Source organism: Corynebacterium diphtheriae, assembly GCF_001457455.1.
Classification (GTDB): Bacteria; Actinomycetota; Actinomycetes; order Mycobacteriales; family Mycobacteriaceae; genus Corynebacterium; species Corynebacterium diphtheriae.
Genome location: NZ_LN831026.1, coordinates 2,421,721 through 2,439,976 on the forward strand (window position 1 = coordinate 2,421,721; position 18,256 = coordinate 2,439,976).

17 protein-coding genes and 1 pseudogene are annotated in these 18,256 nt (G+C 56.7%); 13 read left to right on the forward strand and 5 right to left on the reverse strand.

Going from position 1 to position 18,256, the window contains the following annotated elements:
• The first annotated feature begins 22 nt into the window (after positions 1 to 22).
• From AT687_RS11390 to AT687_RS11405, 4 genes are all read left to right on the forward strand, one after another.
• Complete coding sequence (locus AT687_RS11390; RefSeq protein WP_010935774.1) at positions 23 to 1,018, forward strand: nucleoside hydrolase; 996 nt, start codon at positions 23 to 25, stop codon at positions 1,016 to 1,018.
• Positions 1,019 to 1,113: 95 nt separating this feature from the next.
• Positions 1,114 to 1,872: an ECF transporter S component family protein gene (locus tag AT687_RS11395; protein ID WP_014302605.1), complete on the forward strand. Its 759-nt coding sequence runs from the start codon at positions 1,114 to 1,116 to the stop codon at positions 1,870 to 1,872.
• A gap of 5 nt (positions 1,873 to 1,877) precedes the next feature.
• Complete coding sequence (locus AT687_RS11400) at positions 1,878 to 2,570, forward strand: energy-coupling factor transporter transmembrane component T family protein (protein ID WP_014311093.1); 693 nt, start codon at positions 1,878 to 1,880, stop codon at positions 2,568 to 2,570.
• Between the two features lie 17 nt (positions 2,571 to 2,587).
• Positions 2,588 to 3,754 (forward strand): ATP-binding cassette domain-containing protein, encoded by a 1,167-nt coding sequence (locus tag AT687_RS11405; RefSeq protein ID WP_014319581.1) that lies wholly within the window; start codon positions 2,588 to 2,590, stop codon positions 3,752 to 3,754.
• Positions 3,755 to 3,764: 10 nt separating this feature from the next.
• Here AT687_RS11405 and AT687_RS11410 read toward each other — a convergent pair whose 3' ends face one another.
• Positions 3,765 to 4,547, reverse strand: a complete 783-nt coding sequence (locus AT687_RS11410) for an aldose epimerase family protein (RefSeq protein ID WP_003853241.1) — start codon at positions 4,545 to 4,547, stop codon at positions 3,765 to 3,767.
• 47 nt (positions 4,548 to 4,594) lie between these two features.
• Between AT687_RS11410 and AT687_RS11415 the strand changes: the two genes are divergently transcribed.
• Entirely contained in the window at positions 4,595 to 5,233 is a 639-nt protein-coding gene (locus tag AT687_RS11415) for a hypothetical protein (protein WP_014304155.1), read from the forward strand.
• 7 nt (positions 5,234 to 5,240) lie between these two features.
• Here AT687_RS11415 and AT687_RS11420 read toward each other — a convergent pair whose 3' ends face one another.
• The 3 genes from AT687_RS11420 to AT687_RS11430 form a co-directional block, all read right to left on the reverse strand.
• Entirely contained in the window at positions 5,241 to 6,734 is a 1,494-nt protein-coding gene (locus tag AT687_RS11420; RefSeq protein WP_014311097.1) for a DUF1846 domain-containing protein, read from the reverse strand.
• A gap of 63 nt (positions 6,735 to 6,797) precedes the next feature.
• Complete coding sequence (locus tag AT687_RS11425; protein ID WP_014319582.1) at positions 6,798 to 7,664, reverse strand: PDDEXK family nuclease; 867 nt, start codon at positions 7,662 to 7,664, stop codon at positions 6,798 to 6,800.
• Between the two features lie 199 nt (positions 7,665 to 7,863).
• Positions 7,864 to 9,108, reverse strand: a complete 1,245-nt coding sequence (locus tag AT687_RS11430; RefSeq protein WP_014304158.1) for a dicarboxylate/amino acid:cation symporter — start codon at positions 9,106 to 9,108, stop codon at positions 7,864 to 7,866.
• A gap of 204 nt (positions 9,109 to 9,312) precedes the next feature.
• Between AT687_RS11430 and AT687_RS11435 the strand changes: the two genes are divergently transcribed.
• From AT687_RS11435 to panC, 8 genes and pseudogenes are all read left to right on the forward strand, one after another.
• Positions 9,313 to 9,768: an SdpI family protein gene (locus AT687_RS11435; protein WP_041627191.1), complete on the forward strand. Its 456-nt coding sequence runs from the start codon at positions 9,313 to 9,315 to the stop codon at positions 9,766 to 9,768.
• Positions 9,769 to 10,020: 252 nt separating this feature from the next.
• A complete protein-coding gene (gene trpB / locus AT687_RS11440) occupies positions 10,021 to 11,352 on the forward strand; it encodes a tryptophan synthase subunit beta (RefSeq protein WP_014319584.1) in 1,332 nt (443 codons plus the stop codon).
• A gap of 2 nt (positions 11,353 to 11,354) precedes the next feature.
• A pseudogene (locus AT687_RS11445) lies at positions 11,355 to 12,912 on the forward strand (anthranilate synthase component 1).
• Complete coding sequence (locus tag AT687_RS11450; protein ID WP_014319587.1) at positions 12,909 to 13,553, forward strand: anthranilate synthase component II; 645 nt, start codon at positions 12,909 to 12,911, stop codon at positions 13,551 to 13,553. The pseudogene AT687_RS11445 and the gene AT687_RS11450 overlap by 4 nt, the downstream one beginning before the upstream one ends.
• Positions 13,554 to 13,567: 14 nt before the next feature.
• Entirely contained in the window at positions 13,568 to 14,593 is a 1,026-nt protein-coding gene (trpD, locus tag AT687_RS11455) for an anthranilate phosphoribosyltransferase (protein ID WP_014319588.1), read from the forward strand.
• Positions 14,583 to 16,040, forward strand: coding sequence for a bifunctional indole-3-glycerol-phosphate synthase TrpC/phosphoribosylanthranilate isomerase TrpF (gene trpCF, locus AT687_RS11460; protein ID WP_014319589.1), 1,458 nt, complete (start codon positions 14,583 to 14,585; stop codon positions 16,038 to 16,040). The genes trpD and trpCF overlap by 11 nt, the downstream gene beginning before the upstream one ends.
• Positions 16,041 to 16,100: 60 nt before the next feature.
• A complete protein-coding gene (locus tag AT687_RS11465) occupies positions 16,101 to 16,478 on the forward strand; it encodes a YbaN family protein (RefSeq protein WP_003853262.1) in 378 nt (125 codons plus the stop codon).
• On the forward strand, positions 16,475 to 17,335 hold the full coding sequence (panC, locus tag AT687_RS11470) for a pantoate--beta-alanine ligase (protein WP_014319590.1): 861 nt from the start codon (positions 16,475 to 16,477) through the stop codon (positions 17,333 to 17,335). Before AT687_RS11465 ends, panC begins: the two co-directional genes overlap by 4 nt.
• Here the strand turns inward: panC and panB are convergent.
• Complete coding sequence (panB, locus tag AT687_RS11475; RefSeq protein ID WP_014319591.1) at positions 17,332 to 18,123, reverse strand: 3-methyl-2-oxobutanoate hydroxymethyltransferase; 792 nt, start codon at positions 18,121 to 18,123, stop codon at positions 17,332 to 17,334. The genes panC and panB overlap by 4 nt on opposite strands.
• Between the last annotated feature and the right edge of the window lie 133 nt (positions 18,124 to 18,256).

Here is an 18,256-nt window from a genome sequence, read left to right on the forward strand (position 1 = left end):
TGGGTTAGGTAGCAAAACCGTAATGTTTCACGTGAAACTCACACTGACCACTATGTTGGACACCATGAATAGCTCAGCACATCGCCCCGTAGTTGTTGCCGACGTTGATACCGGCATTGACGACGCCCTCGCCATCACATACCTCGGCTACCTGCACCGACGCGGACTCATCGAGCTACGCATTACCACCTCGGCCGGCAACTGCACCGCCGAGCAAGCCGCAGCCAACTCAGCAGAGATCATGAACTCGCTCACACTCAGCGACGTACCGATCACACCCGGCGCGCCGAAACCACGCGCACTGCCGCTAACCACCACCCCAGAAACCCACGGCCCCACGGGTTTGGGTTATCACACCACCCGCGCGACCATACCGCAGCTTAGCAACGCAGCGGCCGCCGTCGATCTGTGGAAAGGTGCTGATTATCTCCTCGTAGCGGGCCCTGCCACCAACGTCGCGTGGGCAGCAGAAAACGCCCCTGAGGTTCTCAACGCCATCCCGCACGTGACCTTTATGACGGGCGCTTTCCATTACCCGGGCAACACCACACCCACCGCCGAGTGGAATGCGTGGGTTGATCCGCATGCTCTCAAAGAAGCGCTCGCGCATTACCGCGGCCACGCTGTCCGGCCCACGATATGTCCACTCAACGTTACGGAGTCCGTGCTCCTTACCCCACAACGCCTTAAGCAATGGTGCCAGCGCAGCCAGGAACCAGTCCTTCCGATACTTAGCGACGCCCTCCGCTTCTACTTCGAATTCCATGAATCGGTCGGGGTGGGGTACATGGCCCAAATCCATGATCTCGCCGCTGCGATGGTGCTCCTCAACCGCGTCCCACACACCACCCGCCCAGGGTTTGTGGATGTGGAAGCAGACGCGGAACTGACCCGCGGCACCACCGTGGTGGATTGGGACAGTAACTATGGCGATCATCCTGCCAACGCTCAGATTCTCACAGCCCTCCAATCGGAGGATGTGTTCGCAGAGTTCGAACGGGTTGTATTAGAGTACTAACTGCTTTTGCGCAGCACTGCTCCGAGGTGACATAGGAGGAGTGTCCTTTTTGCAGCGCTTTGCTTTGTACCCCTTCGACACTCCTAGGAATACCTATGCATTTGTCACGTAACAACATCATTATCGGTTGTGCCGTTGCCATCATCGCAGCCACTTGGCTCACCCTCGTGGTGTGGCAACCGCAAGATTCCCAATGGAACCAACTCGCAGATTCTCGCAGCTCCACCATTGCACTCGTGGGCTTCTGCGTACCGGCGTTAATGCTTTTGTCTGTTACCCTCCCTAAACTTCCCGTGCGTACCTTGGCTCTCATGCCGGTTGCGTTGGCACTTAACATCATCTTGGGTCAGGTAGTGGGTACCATGGGCTTGCCTCTGCCGCTTTATATTGACTCCCTGGGCACCGTATTGGTGGGTGCGCTGGCAGGGCCTGCCGCGGGTGTGACCACGGGCGTTTTGTCCGCACTGATCTGGGGAACGTTCAACCCCACCGTCGTTCCTTTTGCTGCCGCTTATGCTTTCGTGGGCTTTGCAGCCGGATTTTTGGGCAAGAACTGGACTAAGAGCTGGTGGCGCATTGGTGCATCCGCTGCGGTGATTGGCTTTATTACGGCATTGCTCTCGGCACCGATAGCTTCCTTCATTTTCGGAGGTACTGCGGGTACTGGCACGGGCTTGTTGGTGTCTTTCTACCGTTCCTTGGGTGCGGATCCATTGTTTGCGGTGTTCTTGCAGTCGTGGACATCCGATCCTTTGGATAAGGTGATTGTGTTTACGGTCATTTGGATTGTGTACCGCTCCTTACCGGAGCGTACTCGCCGCACATTTTCCCCCGACTACAAGGTTGCTGATTAGTTTTTATGGCTGCACGTCTTAATCCGGTCACTCTCTTTGTGATATCCGCCTGCGCGGTCGTGACCGTGTTGGTGGCTAATCGCCTAGAGGTATCGGTGGGCGCGTGGCTGTGCGCGGGTGTGCTCGCGGCGGTGGGGGCGTCGATACGCCGCGTTTTTCTCACCACTACGCTGCTGTCCGTGCCGGTGTTTGCGGGCCTGATGGTGATGTACGCCCCGTTTGGCGAGGTGCCCGGTTGGTGGATTTTTACTATCGACGGCACCCACACTGCACTTCTGCTCGGCATGCGCCTGCTGGGGGCAACCGCCGCCGCTTTGTGTGTGGGCAGCACTATTAATACTGATGAGTTGATGCGTGCCGTGCAGCCACGTGTCAACCCAAAGTTGTTGTATGTTATCGCCTCCACGCTGCGGTTGTACCCGCTGGCTAAGGCTCGGCTGGAGATTATCCGCCAAACGCACATCACGCGTGGAATCGATGTGCACAGTATTCGTGGCCGCTGGGGTTTGGTACTGCCACTCGTCGTGGGGCTGGTAGACAATGCGGCGCAACGCGCACGTCCCCTGCAGCGCACTGGCATTGGTCACCCGGGGCCACGTACGGTCTTGCGTCCGGTGCCGGTGATGACCCACGATGTGATTATTCAAGTACTTGCTGTGTGTGCCACGATCGCGGTGTGCATCTGGTCGATTTTTTAACAGAGGAGGAGCGTTGTATGCCGATCACTAAGTTTATTTGGTCGCCAAGCGGCACCGGTTTGTCTGAGCACGCGTGGGCGACGTCGGAAAGCACTGGGGCGGCCTGGGTTGGCAACGACGCCGCCGCACATATTTCCTTGTTGCGCTCCACGGTGGCCGAAGAACTAGCCGTCCCTTTGGAACAAGCGGGAATGGACGCGGCGACCATGCAGCGGGCCGTGGATACGGCAATCGACACGTGGGGGCTGCGCGGTCAAGCCGAGCAAGATCCCATGACGTTATCAAGCGGGCAAACACGCAGGCTTGCCATCGCAGGCGCGTTGATTACCCGCCCAGAAGCCCTCGTGTTGGATTGCCCCACCGACGGGCTCGACACAGAAGCTATTGAGATCCTGCACCGAATCGTCGATTCTTTCCCAGGTAACGTGACCGTCTACGACCGCATGCACACCGCCCTTGCTACCACCGCCGCCGAGCAGCTGCGCCTGACAAGCAGCGGCGATCTGGTCCCCGAGCCTGCACCGGACCCCGTGGACACCGTCCCAGCGCGCTTCACTCCCATTGATCTTTCCACCGATCATGGCCCATTGTTGTGCGCGAAGAACCTGCGCATTCCGCGTGGTGCTACGACTGTGGGACCGATTAGTTGTGAGGTTTCCCCTAGTAGCGTCACCCATCTGGCGGGGTTAAATGGTACGGGGAAGACGAGTTTTTTCTTGGCTGCGCTGGGGTTGGTGGCGTCGACAGGCACCCTGCAGGTAGCTGATGGGGTGACCATGGGGTGGGCGCCGGCCGATATGGATTCGGCGTTGTCGCGGCGCACCGTGGCGACGGAGCTTACCGTGGGCGCCACCCCAGAGCTGGCACAAGCTGCGATCGAGTTCATGGGGCTTGAGCAGTGGGCAGACACGCACCCCTTAGATGTTCCGGCCGCGTGGCGACGCTTCGTGCTCATCGCCGCAGCTCTCGTTCGCGGACCGCACCTATTGCTTCTCGACGAGCCCACGGTAAACCTCGACGCCCCCAACCACGGCCACTTAAGTCTGCTCATGCACCGCTATTGTGCGAGCGAATTCCACCGCATGGCGGGCCTCGACCTAGGAGGCCACCACCCGGCGGTGCTGTTTACCTGCCACGATGCCCGCTACGCTCAGGCGGTAAGCACCGCCGAGATACGCATCTAGGTGCCTACGATTACTGAGCCGGTGTGACTTTCACGGTCATGCCGATCTCTACCCAATCCCAAGGGGGAACAGAAATACCTTGGGCGTGGTCACCCAACAATGCTGGTTCTACACAAACAAACTCGGTCCATTCACCTTCGCCCACATCTGTCATCTGTGCGGCAAGCTCGCTGCCAGGATTCCACACCACAGCATGATCGGCACCTTGGTAGGTGACAGTAATAGTGCGCTGGGAATCCTTGATAACCAGCGGCGTCCACTCTGGCAGAGGAACCGCTTGGTCGACGGCGGTGCCGTCGAAACGAAACTCCTGATCGCCCACCGTTACGGTGGTGGTGCGCACGTCAGCAACGCGGAAATACGGGTGGAACGCGGATTGGAAATCGCGACGCAGTGGGGAAGCGTTGCGGGCCTTCAACATCATGGCAAAACCATGAGGAAGTACCTGCGTGCCAAGGCGCAGATCCCAATCATCGTGGCTCGTGCGGGCGTCGATACCGCCATTGGTAGGGATCGTCTCCCACTCCACTCGGCGCGCCCAACCATGCTGCAACTCATCGTGTCCCAAGTTCTTAGCAAACCACGGTGCGATGATCGGGACACCGCCACGGATCGAACCACCCTCGGAAAAATCCGCGCGACTGGATAAGTAAAGAATTTCGCCAGGATCGCTGGCGGTAGTAATCGCAGATATCAAATGTCCGCGAGTCTCAGGCATATCTACAATGGTGCTCATTCTTGTAAGGATAGCCCCCAACGGCACGAGCCGCGCGTCTGCAATTTGATCGCTCACTCACAATGTTTCACGTGAAACATCGCAACGTGGAACAATAATTGACCATGAACATCGCTGTCGTATCCGGTCGAATCGCCCCCGAGCTCACCCTGCCGGGCCTGAACTTTTCTCGCGCATACGCGCCCAGCACCGATTTCCGTTCCGCCCGCCTCGGACTTCTCACGGGTCAGTATCCCCAACGCCAGCCGGTCACACGCTTCGCCTCCCTCATCGGCACCGTAGCAGAAGACTTCAGCCCCGCCGACGTTCACATCATCGAGCGCGCCGAGATCACCCCAGAGCTGATCACCCAAGCCCACGACAGCAACGCGGCCACTTTCTTCGTCGGACACCCAACTATCGACGACCACCACGTGCGCATGTCCCTGCTATGGCCAGGGGTCACCGACACCAACCTGCCGCACGACACTATCGACGGCGTTGTCACCTGCAACGAACTCGTCTCCACACTCGATATCGCACCCACCCTCGCAGCCATCGCAGGTTACGACGTTCGCCCCAACGCACAGCTCTCCTTCGACGGCATGAACTTAACCCCCGTGATCCGCTACGGAGCAACGGGCCACGGGGGCTTATTCTTCGACGATGGAACGGTGATCACGCCCACCGAGGTGCGTCGGCAAGCAAACGATCCCGAGTGGACCATGTGGCATCAATTCATGAACATGGGACCACTACAATAACGAGAACCTAGCGCTTCTGGTACAGCTTGTTCTTCTGGAACTTCGGATCAGACGTCACCAGCACACCAAGGTTGCGGAAGATACCCTCATCCACCGAACCCAAAATGGTGGTGGTGTGAACATCGCAACCGCGCAGGTTCTTCAACTGATCCAACGCCTTTTGCGCATTGCTATCCGTAGCCGCCGACACCGACAACGCAATCAAAACCTCATCGGTGTGCAACCGAGGGTTCGAGCTACCCAAATGCACCGTCTTGAGCGTCTGAATCGGTTCAATCGACTCTGGTGACAACAGGTGGATGGCATCGTCGATACCCGCCAAATGCTTCAACGCATTCAGCAACATCGACGAAGAACAACCCAACAAATCCGAGGTAGCACCCGTAATGATGGAACCGTCGGCAAGCTCAATCGCACAACCAGGAAGCGACGTACGCTCCTCAACCTGACGTGCCGGCTCCACCACAACGCGTTGCGACGCCTTGATCCCAGCCTTCGCCATCACCACAGCCGCACGATCCGACTGCGTGGAATCCTTACCCGTGCGAGCCTCTTCCACCAACGCCTTGAAATACCGGCGAATAATCTCCTGCTCCGACGCATGACGGCACGCAGCATCATCAGAAATGCAATTACCCGCCATGTTCACACCCATGTCCGTAGGGGACTGGTACGGAGACTCACCCATCAACCGCTCCAGCAGCGTCTTGAGCAGCGGGAATGCCTCCACATCGCGGTTGTAGTTCACCGTCTGCTCACCATAAGCAGCCAAGTGGAAATGATCGATCACATTCGCGTCATTGAGGTCTACCGTAGCGGCCTCATACGCCAAGTTCACAGGGTGCTCCAGCGGCAAATTCCAAATAGGGAACGTCTCAAACTTCGCATAACCCGCAGCAACACCACGCTTGTGCTCGTGATACACCTGCGACAAACACGTAGCCAACTTGCCAGAACCAGGACCCGGCGCGGTAACAACCACCAAATCACGAGTAGTTTCCGCATACTCATTCAGGCCAAAGCCCTCATCCGACACAATGCGATCCATGTCGGTGGGGTAACCAGGAATCACCCGGTGGCGCGACACCTTGATGCCCAAACGTTGAAGGCGCTCGATAAAAGCGAGCGCCAGTCGGTTGTCATTTTCCAGTTGGGTGAGCACCACGTGTTCGACGAGGAAACCGCGGTCGCGGAAGACGTCGACAAGGCGCAAAACATCTTCTTCGTAGGAGATGCCCAGATCGGCACGAATCTTATGTCGCTCCAGATCTTTAGCGTTGATGCAGACGAGAATTTCTACCTCGTCCTTGATGCGATCCAACATCGCAATCTTGTTGTCTGGAGTAAAACCAGGCAATACGCGGGATGCATGCATATCGTCGAAGAGCTTGCCGCCCATTTCGAGGTAGAGCTTCCCACCCAAAGCTTCTCTGCGTTCCCGAATGTGCTGGGACTGCATTTCAATGTACTTCTCGCGGTCGAAACCGATCGTATTCACCATGGAATTTCAGCATAGCAACGAACATCAAAAAAGTGCTATAACCCCAGTTAGAAACACCTATTTCTACCAACTATCAAGCGGAAACCACTCCCACGGCCCCCGATGCCACCGGCGCGTAGAATCCACCACAACCAACTCCTCCCGCACAACACGAGTAGCAAAAATAACCTGCCCCACAATGGTGTCCAGCTCCTCAAAAACACTCGACGCCGGATACCTCAACACCAAATATCCCCGCACCGCTGCATCGTTCATCTTCCAACGATCATTAACAAAAGTGTTCTTATTCTCCGCACCCGCATTGTGATAAAAATAGCCATCAACCTCGATCACAATGTTGTAATCCCGCAGCTTAACGTCCCAAAAATACACCCCAACTCGAAAATTACTCGTGCACTCCAACCCCGCCTCCCGCAAAGCTTTAACCAGTATTCGCTCTGGCACACTATCCGCACCCACAGCCGCCCGATTCACCAGTGTTTTCACCCGCGCCGACACCCGCATCGGCGACTCCCGCCGCAGCACTGCACTGCCATGCCGCCCGGAATAGGCGACGTCTAAAAGCGCAATAGCTTGGCGGTCCGGCAGGTGTTTTACCGCATCAACACCACACTCCGTGCACACCCCGCGAACCTCTACAGTGCGCAAGCGTTTTACATGGTGCGCAACCACATACTTGGTCGATGTAATGCGACGTTCAGTGCTGACATGCACAGGAAAGCTGATCGGTTGGGAACAATAGAATTGATACAGCGACACCGCTGTGAGGGCATACCCGTGCCGCGTTAACGCTGCTACTAGTTCCGTGACCGCAGCGGGACTTTCCAACTCGCCTTCCCAGTAGATCCCGCTGATAACACGGATCAGTGATCCTGCTTTGAGGCGGCGCGTGCGCGTTGCATAAGAAATTGTTCCCCGAAATTCCCCCATAACCGCACAAGGTAGCACGGCTTGGGCTGCTTTCAGGCAAAAGTGAGCAATTTTTGTACCTTAAGGCCAATTTTTGGGAGGGCGTCCTGCGGGTTTGCTGGCTTAGGGTACAAAAATTGCTCATCGGCTAAACAAAAAACGCCCCCTCGCGGGGGCGTTAGGCTATCGCGCTAGGCTATCGCGTTAGCAATGTATCGCGCTAGGCTTCGTCGTCGATACCAGCGATTGCGGTAGCAAGGCCGAGGTCGTCGGCATCATCAAGATCGTGGCGAGAGATCGCGCCCTTGGCAAACTTGTCCACCACCATGGCGATAGCACCGTCGCCAGTGACGTTGCAGGCAGTACCGAAGGAGTCGATGGCGATGTAAGCAGCGATCATCAGTGCCACCTGGTCGTCATTGAAGCCGAGGTTGGAGGACAACAGGCCAACAGCTGCCATGATTGCACCACCGGGAACACCTGGGGCTGCCACCATGGTCACACCGAGCATGAGGATGAAGCCGAGTGCGGTGGCAAGTGGGATGTCCATGCCGTCCATAAACATGATGGCGAAGGCGAACAGCGTAATCTTCATCATCGACCCGGAGAGGTGGATGGTGGCGCACAATGGAACCACGAAACCTGCAACAGACTGGCTGACACCGTTTTTACGTGCACATTCGTAGGTCACTGGGATGGTTGCTGCGGAAGAAGAGGTTCCCAGTGCGGTGAAGTATGCCGGCATCATGTTCTTCAGCGAGGCGAAGGGGTTGCGGGTTGCTAGGGTGCCTGCGAGGAGGAACTGCAGGATTAGCAGCACGAAGCTCATGAGGATGGCGAGGAGGAGAACCTTGGCAAAGGCGGTGAGCACTGATGCGAGGTTGCCGTTCATTCCGAGGGAGAGGAACATGCCGAAGATGTAGATCGGCAGCAGTGGGACGATAAAGGAGGAGATCACCTTCATTACTACGCGGCGCAGGTCGGTAACGCCGGAGAAGAGGGTGTCGGACTTAACGGTGGTCATAGCCACGCCTACAACGAAAGCGAGGATGAGGGCCGTCATCACCTGCATGGGTGCTGGCATTTCGACCGAGATGTAAGGGCTGAGAGCGCCTTCCTCGATGTCTGCAGCTGCAACGCTAGTTTGGCTTGCGAGCAACCATGGGTACAAGGCGGTGGCAACACCCCAGGAGATGAGGCCAGATACTAGGGCTGAGCCGTAGGCGATACCGGTGGTGATGGCGAGCCATTTGCCGGCACCACGGCCGAGTCCTGCGATGGCTGGGGTGATGAGGGCGAAGATCAGGACAGGGATGAAGAAGCCGAGGAAGTTGCCGAAGAGTCCGTTAAAGGTGACAAAGACGCGGGCAAGCCCATCGGGGAAGAAGAAGCTGCATAGGATGCCGAGGATGATCGCGACGATGATCCTGAAAAGCAGCGACGAGGAGAGACGCTTGATGTCCATGTAGGGTTACCTAATATTTTTCGTTAGTTGTTCAAATTATGGGGTGACCTTAATCGTGTCCCACTGGGTGCTGGGCCGTTCAAGGAGTTGAGAAATAACTTACGCGTTCACCAGCAGATTTCATATTTTTCACATACGCACATATATCGGGTGGGGTGGTCGAGGCTTTCGGCGCTCCCCCTAAGATTGGCTAGAGTGATGTATATGACTGTTCTTGGTGTTGTGCTAGCTGTGGCGGCTTTGGTTGTGCTCGTGTCGGGTTCGCTGGCGTGGACGCGTCGATTGCCTGGCAATCCTTATATCGGCATTCGGGTCCCCGAGGTGCGCAAGTCTCAAGAGGTGTGGCAGTCGGCGCACTTGGTGGCGGGTCCGTTGTGGACCATTGGTGGCGTTGCCATGTTGATGGGTTCGATGTTGTTTATTAAAGGCAGCGGTTGGTTATATGCCGTCGCAGCGCTTGCGGTGATCGCTGGTGTGATGTTGGTGAGTGTGGGGGCAAACGTGGGGGCACGCGCCGCATCGCTTATCGACGCCCAGCAAGACGTCGAGGATGCCGCCGAGTCAACGTGCTGCTCAAGTGGTAATAACCCTGCTCCTGCGGTTGATGTGGATGCTATGCGTCGTGCAGCGCATTCGGCTGATAACACCTCTGATTCTTAAATAATGTGCCGGCCCGCTGTTGCGTGCGCCACTCAAGATGCGTATTGTCATGTTCCATGACGAACATGAATGCACATAACTGGTGGTGGCGCGCTTAACCGCGGGCCGTTTTCACGCATTCATTTCAACAGGCTCGCCTTGTCCAACAAGCAGCGGGCCTTTTTGTTAGCCACCAACAAGCTCACAAGAGTTTCGGCCCACCGCTTGAACACAACAAATATTTGTTTTTCAGCGAAAGAGGTTAGAAACACCATGACTGACTCCACCCTCCGTAAGACGTTAATCAGCGCCTACTTTGGTAACTACGGCGGACAGTTTGTTCCCGATGCGCTCCTGCCGGTTCTCGACGAACTAGAGCAGGCCTATGTGGATGTACTCAACGACCCAGAGTTTTCGCGGGAACTTGCTCGGCTACAAAAGCACTACCTTGGTCGTCCCACTCCTATTACCGAATGCGCTAACCTCCCCCTAGCGGGTAAGGGGAAGGGTAAGGCGCGGATCTTCCTCAAACGCGAGGATCTAGTTCACGGTGGCGCGCATAAGGGCAATCAGGTGCTTGCCCAGGCGTTGATTGCTCGCAGATTGGGTAAAACTCGTTTGATCGCAGAAACCGGTGCTGGTCAGCACGGTACCGCCACTGCGATGGTGGCGGCTTTGATGGGAATGGACTGCACCATTTATATGGGTGCTAAAGATGTGGCCCGCCAGCAGCCCAATGTGTATCGCATGCGGCTCATGGGGGCTACGGTGGTGCCAGTAACCAACGAGCATGGTGATTCCATGTCGGATGCTATCGACGTAGCGCTTATGGACTGGGTGGAAAACTTGGATACCACGCACTATCTGATTGGTTCTGCGGTCGGCCCACATCCGTTCCCTACGCTGGTCAAGGAGTTTCAGGCGGTTATTTCGCGGGAATCTCGCGAACAGATGCTGGAGCTAACAGGCAAGCTTCCGGACGCAGTAATTGCTGCCGTGGGCGGTGGTTCGAATGCTATTGGTGCGTTTGCTGATTATCTCACGGATAAGCCAGGTAATGAGTCCGTACGCTTGATTGGTGTGGAGCCAGCAGGCGAAGGTCTTGATTCCGGTAAGCATGGTGCGCCGCTGCAGCGTGGCAAGGTTGGTGTGCAACACGGCTTCAAGTCGTTCATCTTGGCTGATGAGCAGGGCAATCCGCTGCATTCTTATTCCGTATCGGCTGGTCTTGATTATCCAGGCGTGGGTCCAGAACACGCCCACCTCATGGAATCTGGTCGTGCGCAATATTATGGAATCACCGATGCCGAGGCGCTTCAAGCATTCCGGATGCTGAGCCGCTACGAGGGTATCATTCCAGCTTTGGAGTCTAGCCACGCTCTAGCATATGCGTTAAAGATGGCAGAAAACGCCGAAGAAACCGATACTCCCATTAACATTGTGGTCAATCTTTCGGGTCGTGGCGATAAAGATGTGGACTATGTTCGCAATATCTTGGGCGACCTCGCTACCGAGGATCCAGCAACCTCACCAGTCACGGATCCTCATGTCGCCGAAACCCTCGCCACAATGATCGCTGAGTCCAATGCACGAGAAGGAGTCTAAACATAGCAGATTTCCATATATCCGCCCGCGAGGTGCGCTATCACGAGGATGCCGCCGACCTCTTTCATCATCTTGGCGGGACCTCGGCTAGCGATTCTGTTCTTTTAGAGTCCGCAGACATTGAATCCAAGAAGAACACCACATCCATGGCAGTACTTCAATCAGCGGTTCGCGTGACGTGCATGGGGCAAACCGTGACCGCCACGCCCCTAACATCTACGGGGCCATACAATGGTGGCGCGCTTACAGGAGCACTTTGACACGAGCGGCACGAAATTTAGTTTCCGCCGCTCCGAGCTTCACGACGAACGCCAGCGCCTCCTTGACACCAATAACGCCGAGATTCTTCGCCTCCTACAGTGTGAGGCCGGCTATTCCGGTGAGCAGTTACCACTTCTTGCCGGCGGTTTTGCCTTCGACTACGTGGAGACATTTGAGCAATTACCTCCTGTGCCGGTAGGGGATAATTCTTATCCCGATTACCAGTTTGTGGTGGCAGAAACAGTGCTGGTCACCGATCATCTCAAGCGCAGCGCGGTGATCGAGGGCGTGTCCGTTGACCCTGCAGAGTTGGGGGATCGACTAGATTCCCTTGTTGCCACGATTGACAGCCATAAAACAGTCGAGGAAGGTCCCGCAAACACATCACCCAATGAGACATTGACTGTGCGTGCCGATATTTCTGATATAGATTTTTGCCAGAGCGTAAGCGCGCTGCAGGACAATATCCAGGCGGGAGACATCTATCAGGTGGTTCCAGCACGCAGCTTTAGCGCGCCCTGCGAAAGTGCTTATGCAGCTTATAGATACTTGCGCGCAACCAATCCCAGCCCCTATATGTTTTACGTTCGCGGCATTACTCCCATTGCATACAATTCAAATAAAACATATGAGCTGATAGGAGCCTCGCCGGAATCTAATCTCAAGTTCGATTCGAACACGCGTGAGGTTCAGCTATATCCGATCGCCGGCACTCGTCCACGCGGACTTAATCCCGACGGAAGCATTAATCACGAACTCGATATTCGCGCCGAATTGGACATGCGAACCAATGCCAAGGAAATCGCCGAACACACCATGTTGGTTGATCTTGCACGCAATGATCTTGCACGTGTTTCATTGCCCACAACACGTCGCGTTGCAGAGTTATTGCAGGTAGATCGCTACTCTCGAGTGATGCACCTCGTTAGCCGCGTGGTGGCTACGCTGGGTCCAGAGTTCGATACTATTGACGCCTACCGTGCCTGTATGAACATGGGAACGCTAACTGGTGCACCAAAATTGCGTGCAATGGAATTGCTGCGAGGGGTGGAAGCTAAACGTCGCGGTTCCTATGGTGGTGCGGTTGGATACCTTCAAGGAGATGGTTCGATGGACACCTGCATTGTGATTCGTTCCGCCTTTATTCAGGATGGGGTAGCGGTGGTGCAGGCCGGTGCCGGAGTGGTGCGGGATTCTATTCCACAATCGGAGGCCGATGAGACACTCCATAAGGCCTATGCCGTTTTGCATGCCATTGCGTTGGCGGCCGGAAAGGATCTGGGGGTGATTCGCTCATGAAAGCTCAGCAAGCCCATGTCGTGCTCCTTGATAACCACGACTCTTTTGTTTACAACCTAGTGGACGCTTTTGCCGTCGCCGGTTACCGCTGCACAGTCCTACGCAATATCGTCACTGTGACAGAAGTTCTTGACCTAGAACCCGCCCTCATTTGTCTCTCCCCAGGACCTGGTCACCCCCGCGAAGCCGGCTGCATGATGGACCTCATCGGGGCGTCGATAGGCACCATCCCGATCCTCGGCATCTGCCTTGGCTTCCAAGCACTCCTCGAACACTACGGTGGGGAAGTCCGCTCCTGCGGCCCCGTCCACGGCACCACCGACCTCATGACGCTCACCAACCCAGACCATCCACTGTTCGCAGGACTTAGCATCGACGCCACACCCAACAACAACTTCCACGGAACACAGGTGCCCATCGCACGCTATCACTCCCTAGGATGCACCGACATCCCACCAAACATGGTGAGCCTAGGAACCTGCGAATCCCCCATCGGACCTGTCACCATGGCCGCCGAAACCCACGACAGCGAGGGGCAGATCACCAGCATTGGATTGCAATTCCACCCCGAATCCGTACTAAGCCCCAGCGGGCCCATCATCCTTGAACGATGCGTCGATAAGCTGCTAGCCAACAAATAAGAAAGACCACAACCATGACAAGCGACAAAACACTCAACAACCTCATCGCCTACCTCGACAACCCACACCCCACCGTCGAACAAGCCATTGAAGTATTCACACCACTCACCGTCGGCGACTACGACGACGTCCACATCGCAGCGCTGCTCGCCACCATCCGCACCCGCGGCGAAACCTACGCCGACATCGCCGGCGCCGCCAAAGCATTCCTTGCCGCCGGACGACCATTTCCCATCACCGGCGCAGGCCTCATGGACTCCGCAGGAACCGGCGGCGATGGCGCCAATACCATTAACGTGACCACCGCGGCATCCCTCGTCGCCGCCGCTGGGGGAGTGAAGATGGTCAAGTGCGACAACCGATCCGTATCCTCCAAATCCGGATCCGCCGACGTACTCGAAGCTCTCAACATCCCACTAGACCTCAACCCAGACCGCGCCGTGCGCCAATTCAACGCCTCCAATTTCACGTTTCTTTTTGCGCCCGCCTACAACCCCGCGGTGGCCCACGTGCAACCAGTGCGCAAGGCCCTCAAAGTGCCCACGCTGTTTAACACCCTCGGCCCGATCTTGGCGCCGGCCCGCCCCGAATTTCAGATCATGGGCGTTGCCAATCCCAAGCTCGGTCAGATCATCGCCGAGGTATTCCACGAATTAGGCCGCAGGCACGCCTTGGTTGTTCACGGCTCCGGCACCGACGAGATCGCAGTTCACGGACCTACCACGGTGTGGGAGCTTCACGATGGCGAGATCAACACCTACACCATCACACCAGAAGAAATCGGTATCGACCGCTACGAGTTGAGCGAGCTCGCAGGTGGCGACGGCGTAGAAAACGCACACCTCATGCGCGAAACCTTCGCCGGCCGGGGTCCCGCCGCACACCGCGACGCTATTAGCGCCACCGCAGGCGCAATGTTCTACACTGCGAATCACGTACCCACCATCGCCGAGGGAGTCGCCAAGGCACAAGCAATGCTTGCCGACGGCTCCGTGGAGCGCTGGTTAGCTATCCATGAGGAGGCAAACTATGCAGAGTGATTCGTCGACAAGCCCCATGCCCACCGTCCTAGAATCCATCGTTTCGGGGCGACGTTCCCACCTGCCCGAAATCCAGGCGCGGATTTCTCATGTGGACCCGGCGCGACTACCGCGTTCCACCCGCTCCTTGTTCCACGCATTGGGTGGCCGTAGCGATGGCGGTCCGGCGTTGCGGGGGAGTGCGCGCTTTATCATGGAGTGTAAGTCCTCTTCGCCATCGCTTGGCATGATTCGTGAGGATTATCGCCCTGGCGACATCGCGCGGGTGTATTCACGTTATGCGGCCGGCATTTCGGTGTTGTGCGAGCCGGATCGTTTTGGTGGCGACTACAACCATCTGGCCACGGTGGCGGCTGCTACGCATCTTCCGGTGTTGTGCAAGGATTTTATTATCCACCCTGTGCAGGTTCACGCGGCCCGTTATTTTGGGGCGGACGCAATTTTGCTCATGTTGAGTGTGCTTGACGACGCCACCTACACCGAGCTCAGCCAGGAAGCAGCACGCTTGGGGTTGGATGTTCTCACCGAGGTTATCAACGAGGTTGAGGTGGAACGTGCCATTCGGTTGGGGGCTACAATCTTTGGCATTAATCATCGCAATCTGCATGACTTGAGCATTGATTTGAATCGCTCAGCACGTCTTGCGCCACTGATTCCCGATAGCGCAGTGATTGTCTCCGAGTCTGGCATTCGGGACAACGAGACGGTTCGCCAACTCAGCGGGCATTCCAGTGCGTTCCTCGTAGGCTCGCAGCTTACTTCTCAGCCAGATGTGGACCGCGCGGCCCGTGAGCTTGTGTACGGCCACAATAAGGTGTGCGGTTTGCAGTCGCCAAGCGAGGCGCAAGCAGCGCGCGCATCGGGTGCAATCTATGGCGGATTGATCTTCGAGGAGTCTAGTCCGCGTAATGTTTCACGTGAAACATCGCAAAAAATCATGGCTGCCGAACCTGACCTCACCTATATCGCCGTCTCACGACGCACCACCGGATGGGCCGAAATCATAGGTGACAACATCGCCGTTGCCCAGATCCACAGTCCTTACCAGGGTTCCATCGCCGCCGAAAAAGAACTCATTAACCATGTGCGCGGCGAGGTAGGAGACAAGGTAAAAATCTGGCGCGCAGTCTCCATGACGCATGCCGACGGCTCCCTTGTCGCCGAAGCACTCGCACCCGAGGTAGACAGACTCGTCCTCGACACCGGCAATGGCGGAACGGGTAGCACCTTCGATTGGGCACGCATCCCAGAAGCCATAAAAGGCAAGGCTCTTCTCGCCGGCGGCATTGGACCAGACAATATCACCGAGGCGCTCGCCGTTGGCTGCGCAGGACTCGATCTCAACTCCGGGTTGGAATATCCAGCCGAAGCGGGGAAGTGGGCAACACACAAAGACGCTGCTGCAATCCACTCCACTTTCACCCAAATACGTGGGTTTCATTACTAACGCTAACCTAAGTAGCATATGATGTAGCGTTCCGTCGGAGAATAAGGAATTCTAGAGGGCATGATCAAACCACTTCTGCTCGCCATCGGCTGCGTCAGCGTAACACTCGGTGTTGCGGGAGTGATCTTGCCCTTGGTTCCCACCACGCCCTTCCTTCTTCTCGCGGGGATCTGCTTTGCCAAAAGCTCCGACCGCTTCCACACCTGGCTCATGGAGCACCACATACTAGGCCCCTATATTCATAATTGGCGCAACCGCCAGATGACGAGTAAGGATAAGGTACGCACCGTCGCGGCCATTTGGGTGAGCATGTTGAGCTCTGCAGCGATCACCTACGTCACCCTCGAGACAATCATTCCCGCCATCGTGTTACCCCTCATGGCTTGTGTAGCAACTCTCCATATTTCGCGGATGAATCCCGCTATGGTTGAGGAATGACCTCGATCACGCACACCATCAGTGAAATCCAAAAACTTACCCATCAAGCTATTGCCGACGGCCGCCCCATCGTCTTAATTCCCACCATGGGAGCACTCCACGAAGGCCACCTTTCACTCGTGGATACCGCCTATTCTTTAGAGCTCGACAATCCCTTCGTGGTCATGAGTATCTTTGTTAACCCCCTCCAATTTGCAGCAGGGGAGGATCTGGATTCCTACCCGCGCACTCTTGATGCCGACGCCGCAAAGCTTGCCGCACACAACCATCAGGTTCACGCCATCTTCGCTCCCAGCCCAGCCGAGATGTACCCCCTAGGTCCACGCACCACCATCACACCAGGTGCCGCAGCGCTTCTCTTTGAGGGCGCTACCCGCCCCACGCACTTCGCCGGCGTACTCACCGTGGTAAACAAACTCTTCCAGATCACGCAGTGCCAGCACGCCATCTTCGGCGAAAAGGACTTCCAACAGCTCGCGTTGATTCGGCAGATGGTGGCGGATTTCAACCTTCCTGTCCACGTACACGGCAGCCCCCTCATGCGCGATCATGATGGGGTGGCGCTCAGTTCCCGCAATGCTTATCTCAGCGATACTGAGCGCGTTGAGGCGCGACGTATCTCAGTGGCGTTGCACCAAGCGGCAATGTTTCACGTGAAACATGACATTATTGCAGCCGCCGCCAACGCAATGGCCGGAATGGACATCGACTACATCGATGTTGTCGCACCCGATTTCAGCGAGCCCACAGCAGGCAATGAACTCTACGGCGACGCGCGACTTATCACCGCCGTCAAAGTAGGAAACATCCGACTGCTGGACAACATGGCGGTGAACGTCGAAAAGCCCAACGCTTAGAAGGTGTGCTCCTCAGCGGGGAAGCGGCGTGCCTCTACATCCTTCCGATAGATCCGCGCCGCGCAAGTAAGCTGCGAACCAACCTCCGCATATGTCTTAACAAAACGAGCACGATGATCACCCTTAGGAAGGTTCGCAATATCGTGCCATACCAGCACTTGGGCGTCGGTAGCATTGCCGGCACCAATCCCAATCACAGGAATCGGGGAGCGGGCAGTAAGCTCCGCCGCAAGATCCGCCGGAACCATCTCAAACACCACCATCTCTGCACCCGCCTCCACGACAGCATCCACATCAGCCGTCAGCTTCTCCGCGCCGCGCTGCACCTTAAAACCAGAAAGCTGATTCATCGACTGCGGGGTAAAACCTAGGTGCGCGCACACCGGAACCCCTGCGTCTGTAATAGCGCGAATCCGCGACGCCATCCGAACGCCACCTTCAAGCTTGACCACGTGAGCACCAGTTCGGCGCACCATCTCCGTGGCACTGCGCACCGCCTGCTCGTCACTCGCCTCGTAGGTGCCGAACGGAAGGTCAGCAACCACCATCGCAGGACCCGCACCGCGCACCACCGCCGCCGTGAGCATGACCAACTCCTCAAAGCTCACCTGGTTAGTTCCGGAATATCCCAGCATTGTGTTGGCCGCAGAATCTCCTACGAGGAAAACCTCGATACCCGCGTCCACAAATGCGCGAGTGGTGGAGTAGTCGTAGGTGGTCAGCATAGCCCACGGACGGTTGTTCTTTTTGTAGTCGCGCAAGTCTTGCAGTCGGACAGCACGGGTCACAGCGGCACCTTTCAGTAGTTACATAGTTGAGCAAGAGTTGCGACTACTCTAGTCCGCGATGACCGACAACGACGTTCCATGGGGCACCCAAGGGGGTGGTTTCACGTGAAACATCGCCAAAAACATCGCCCGC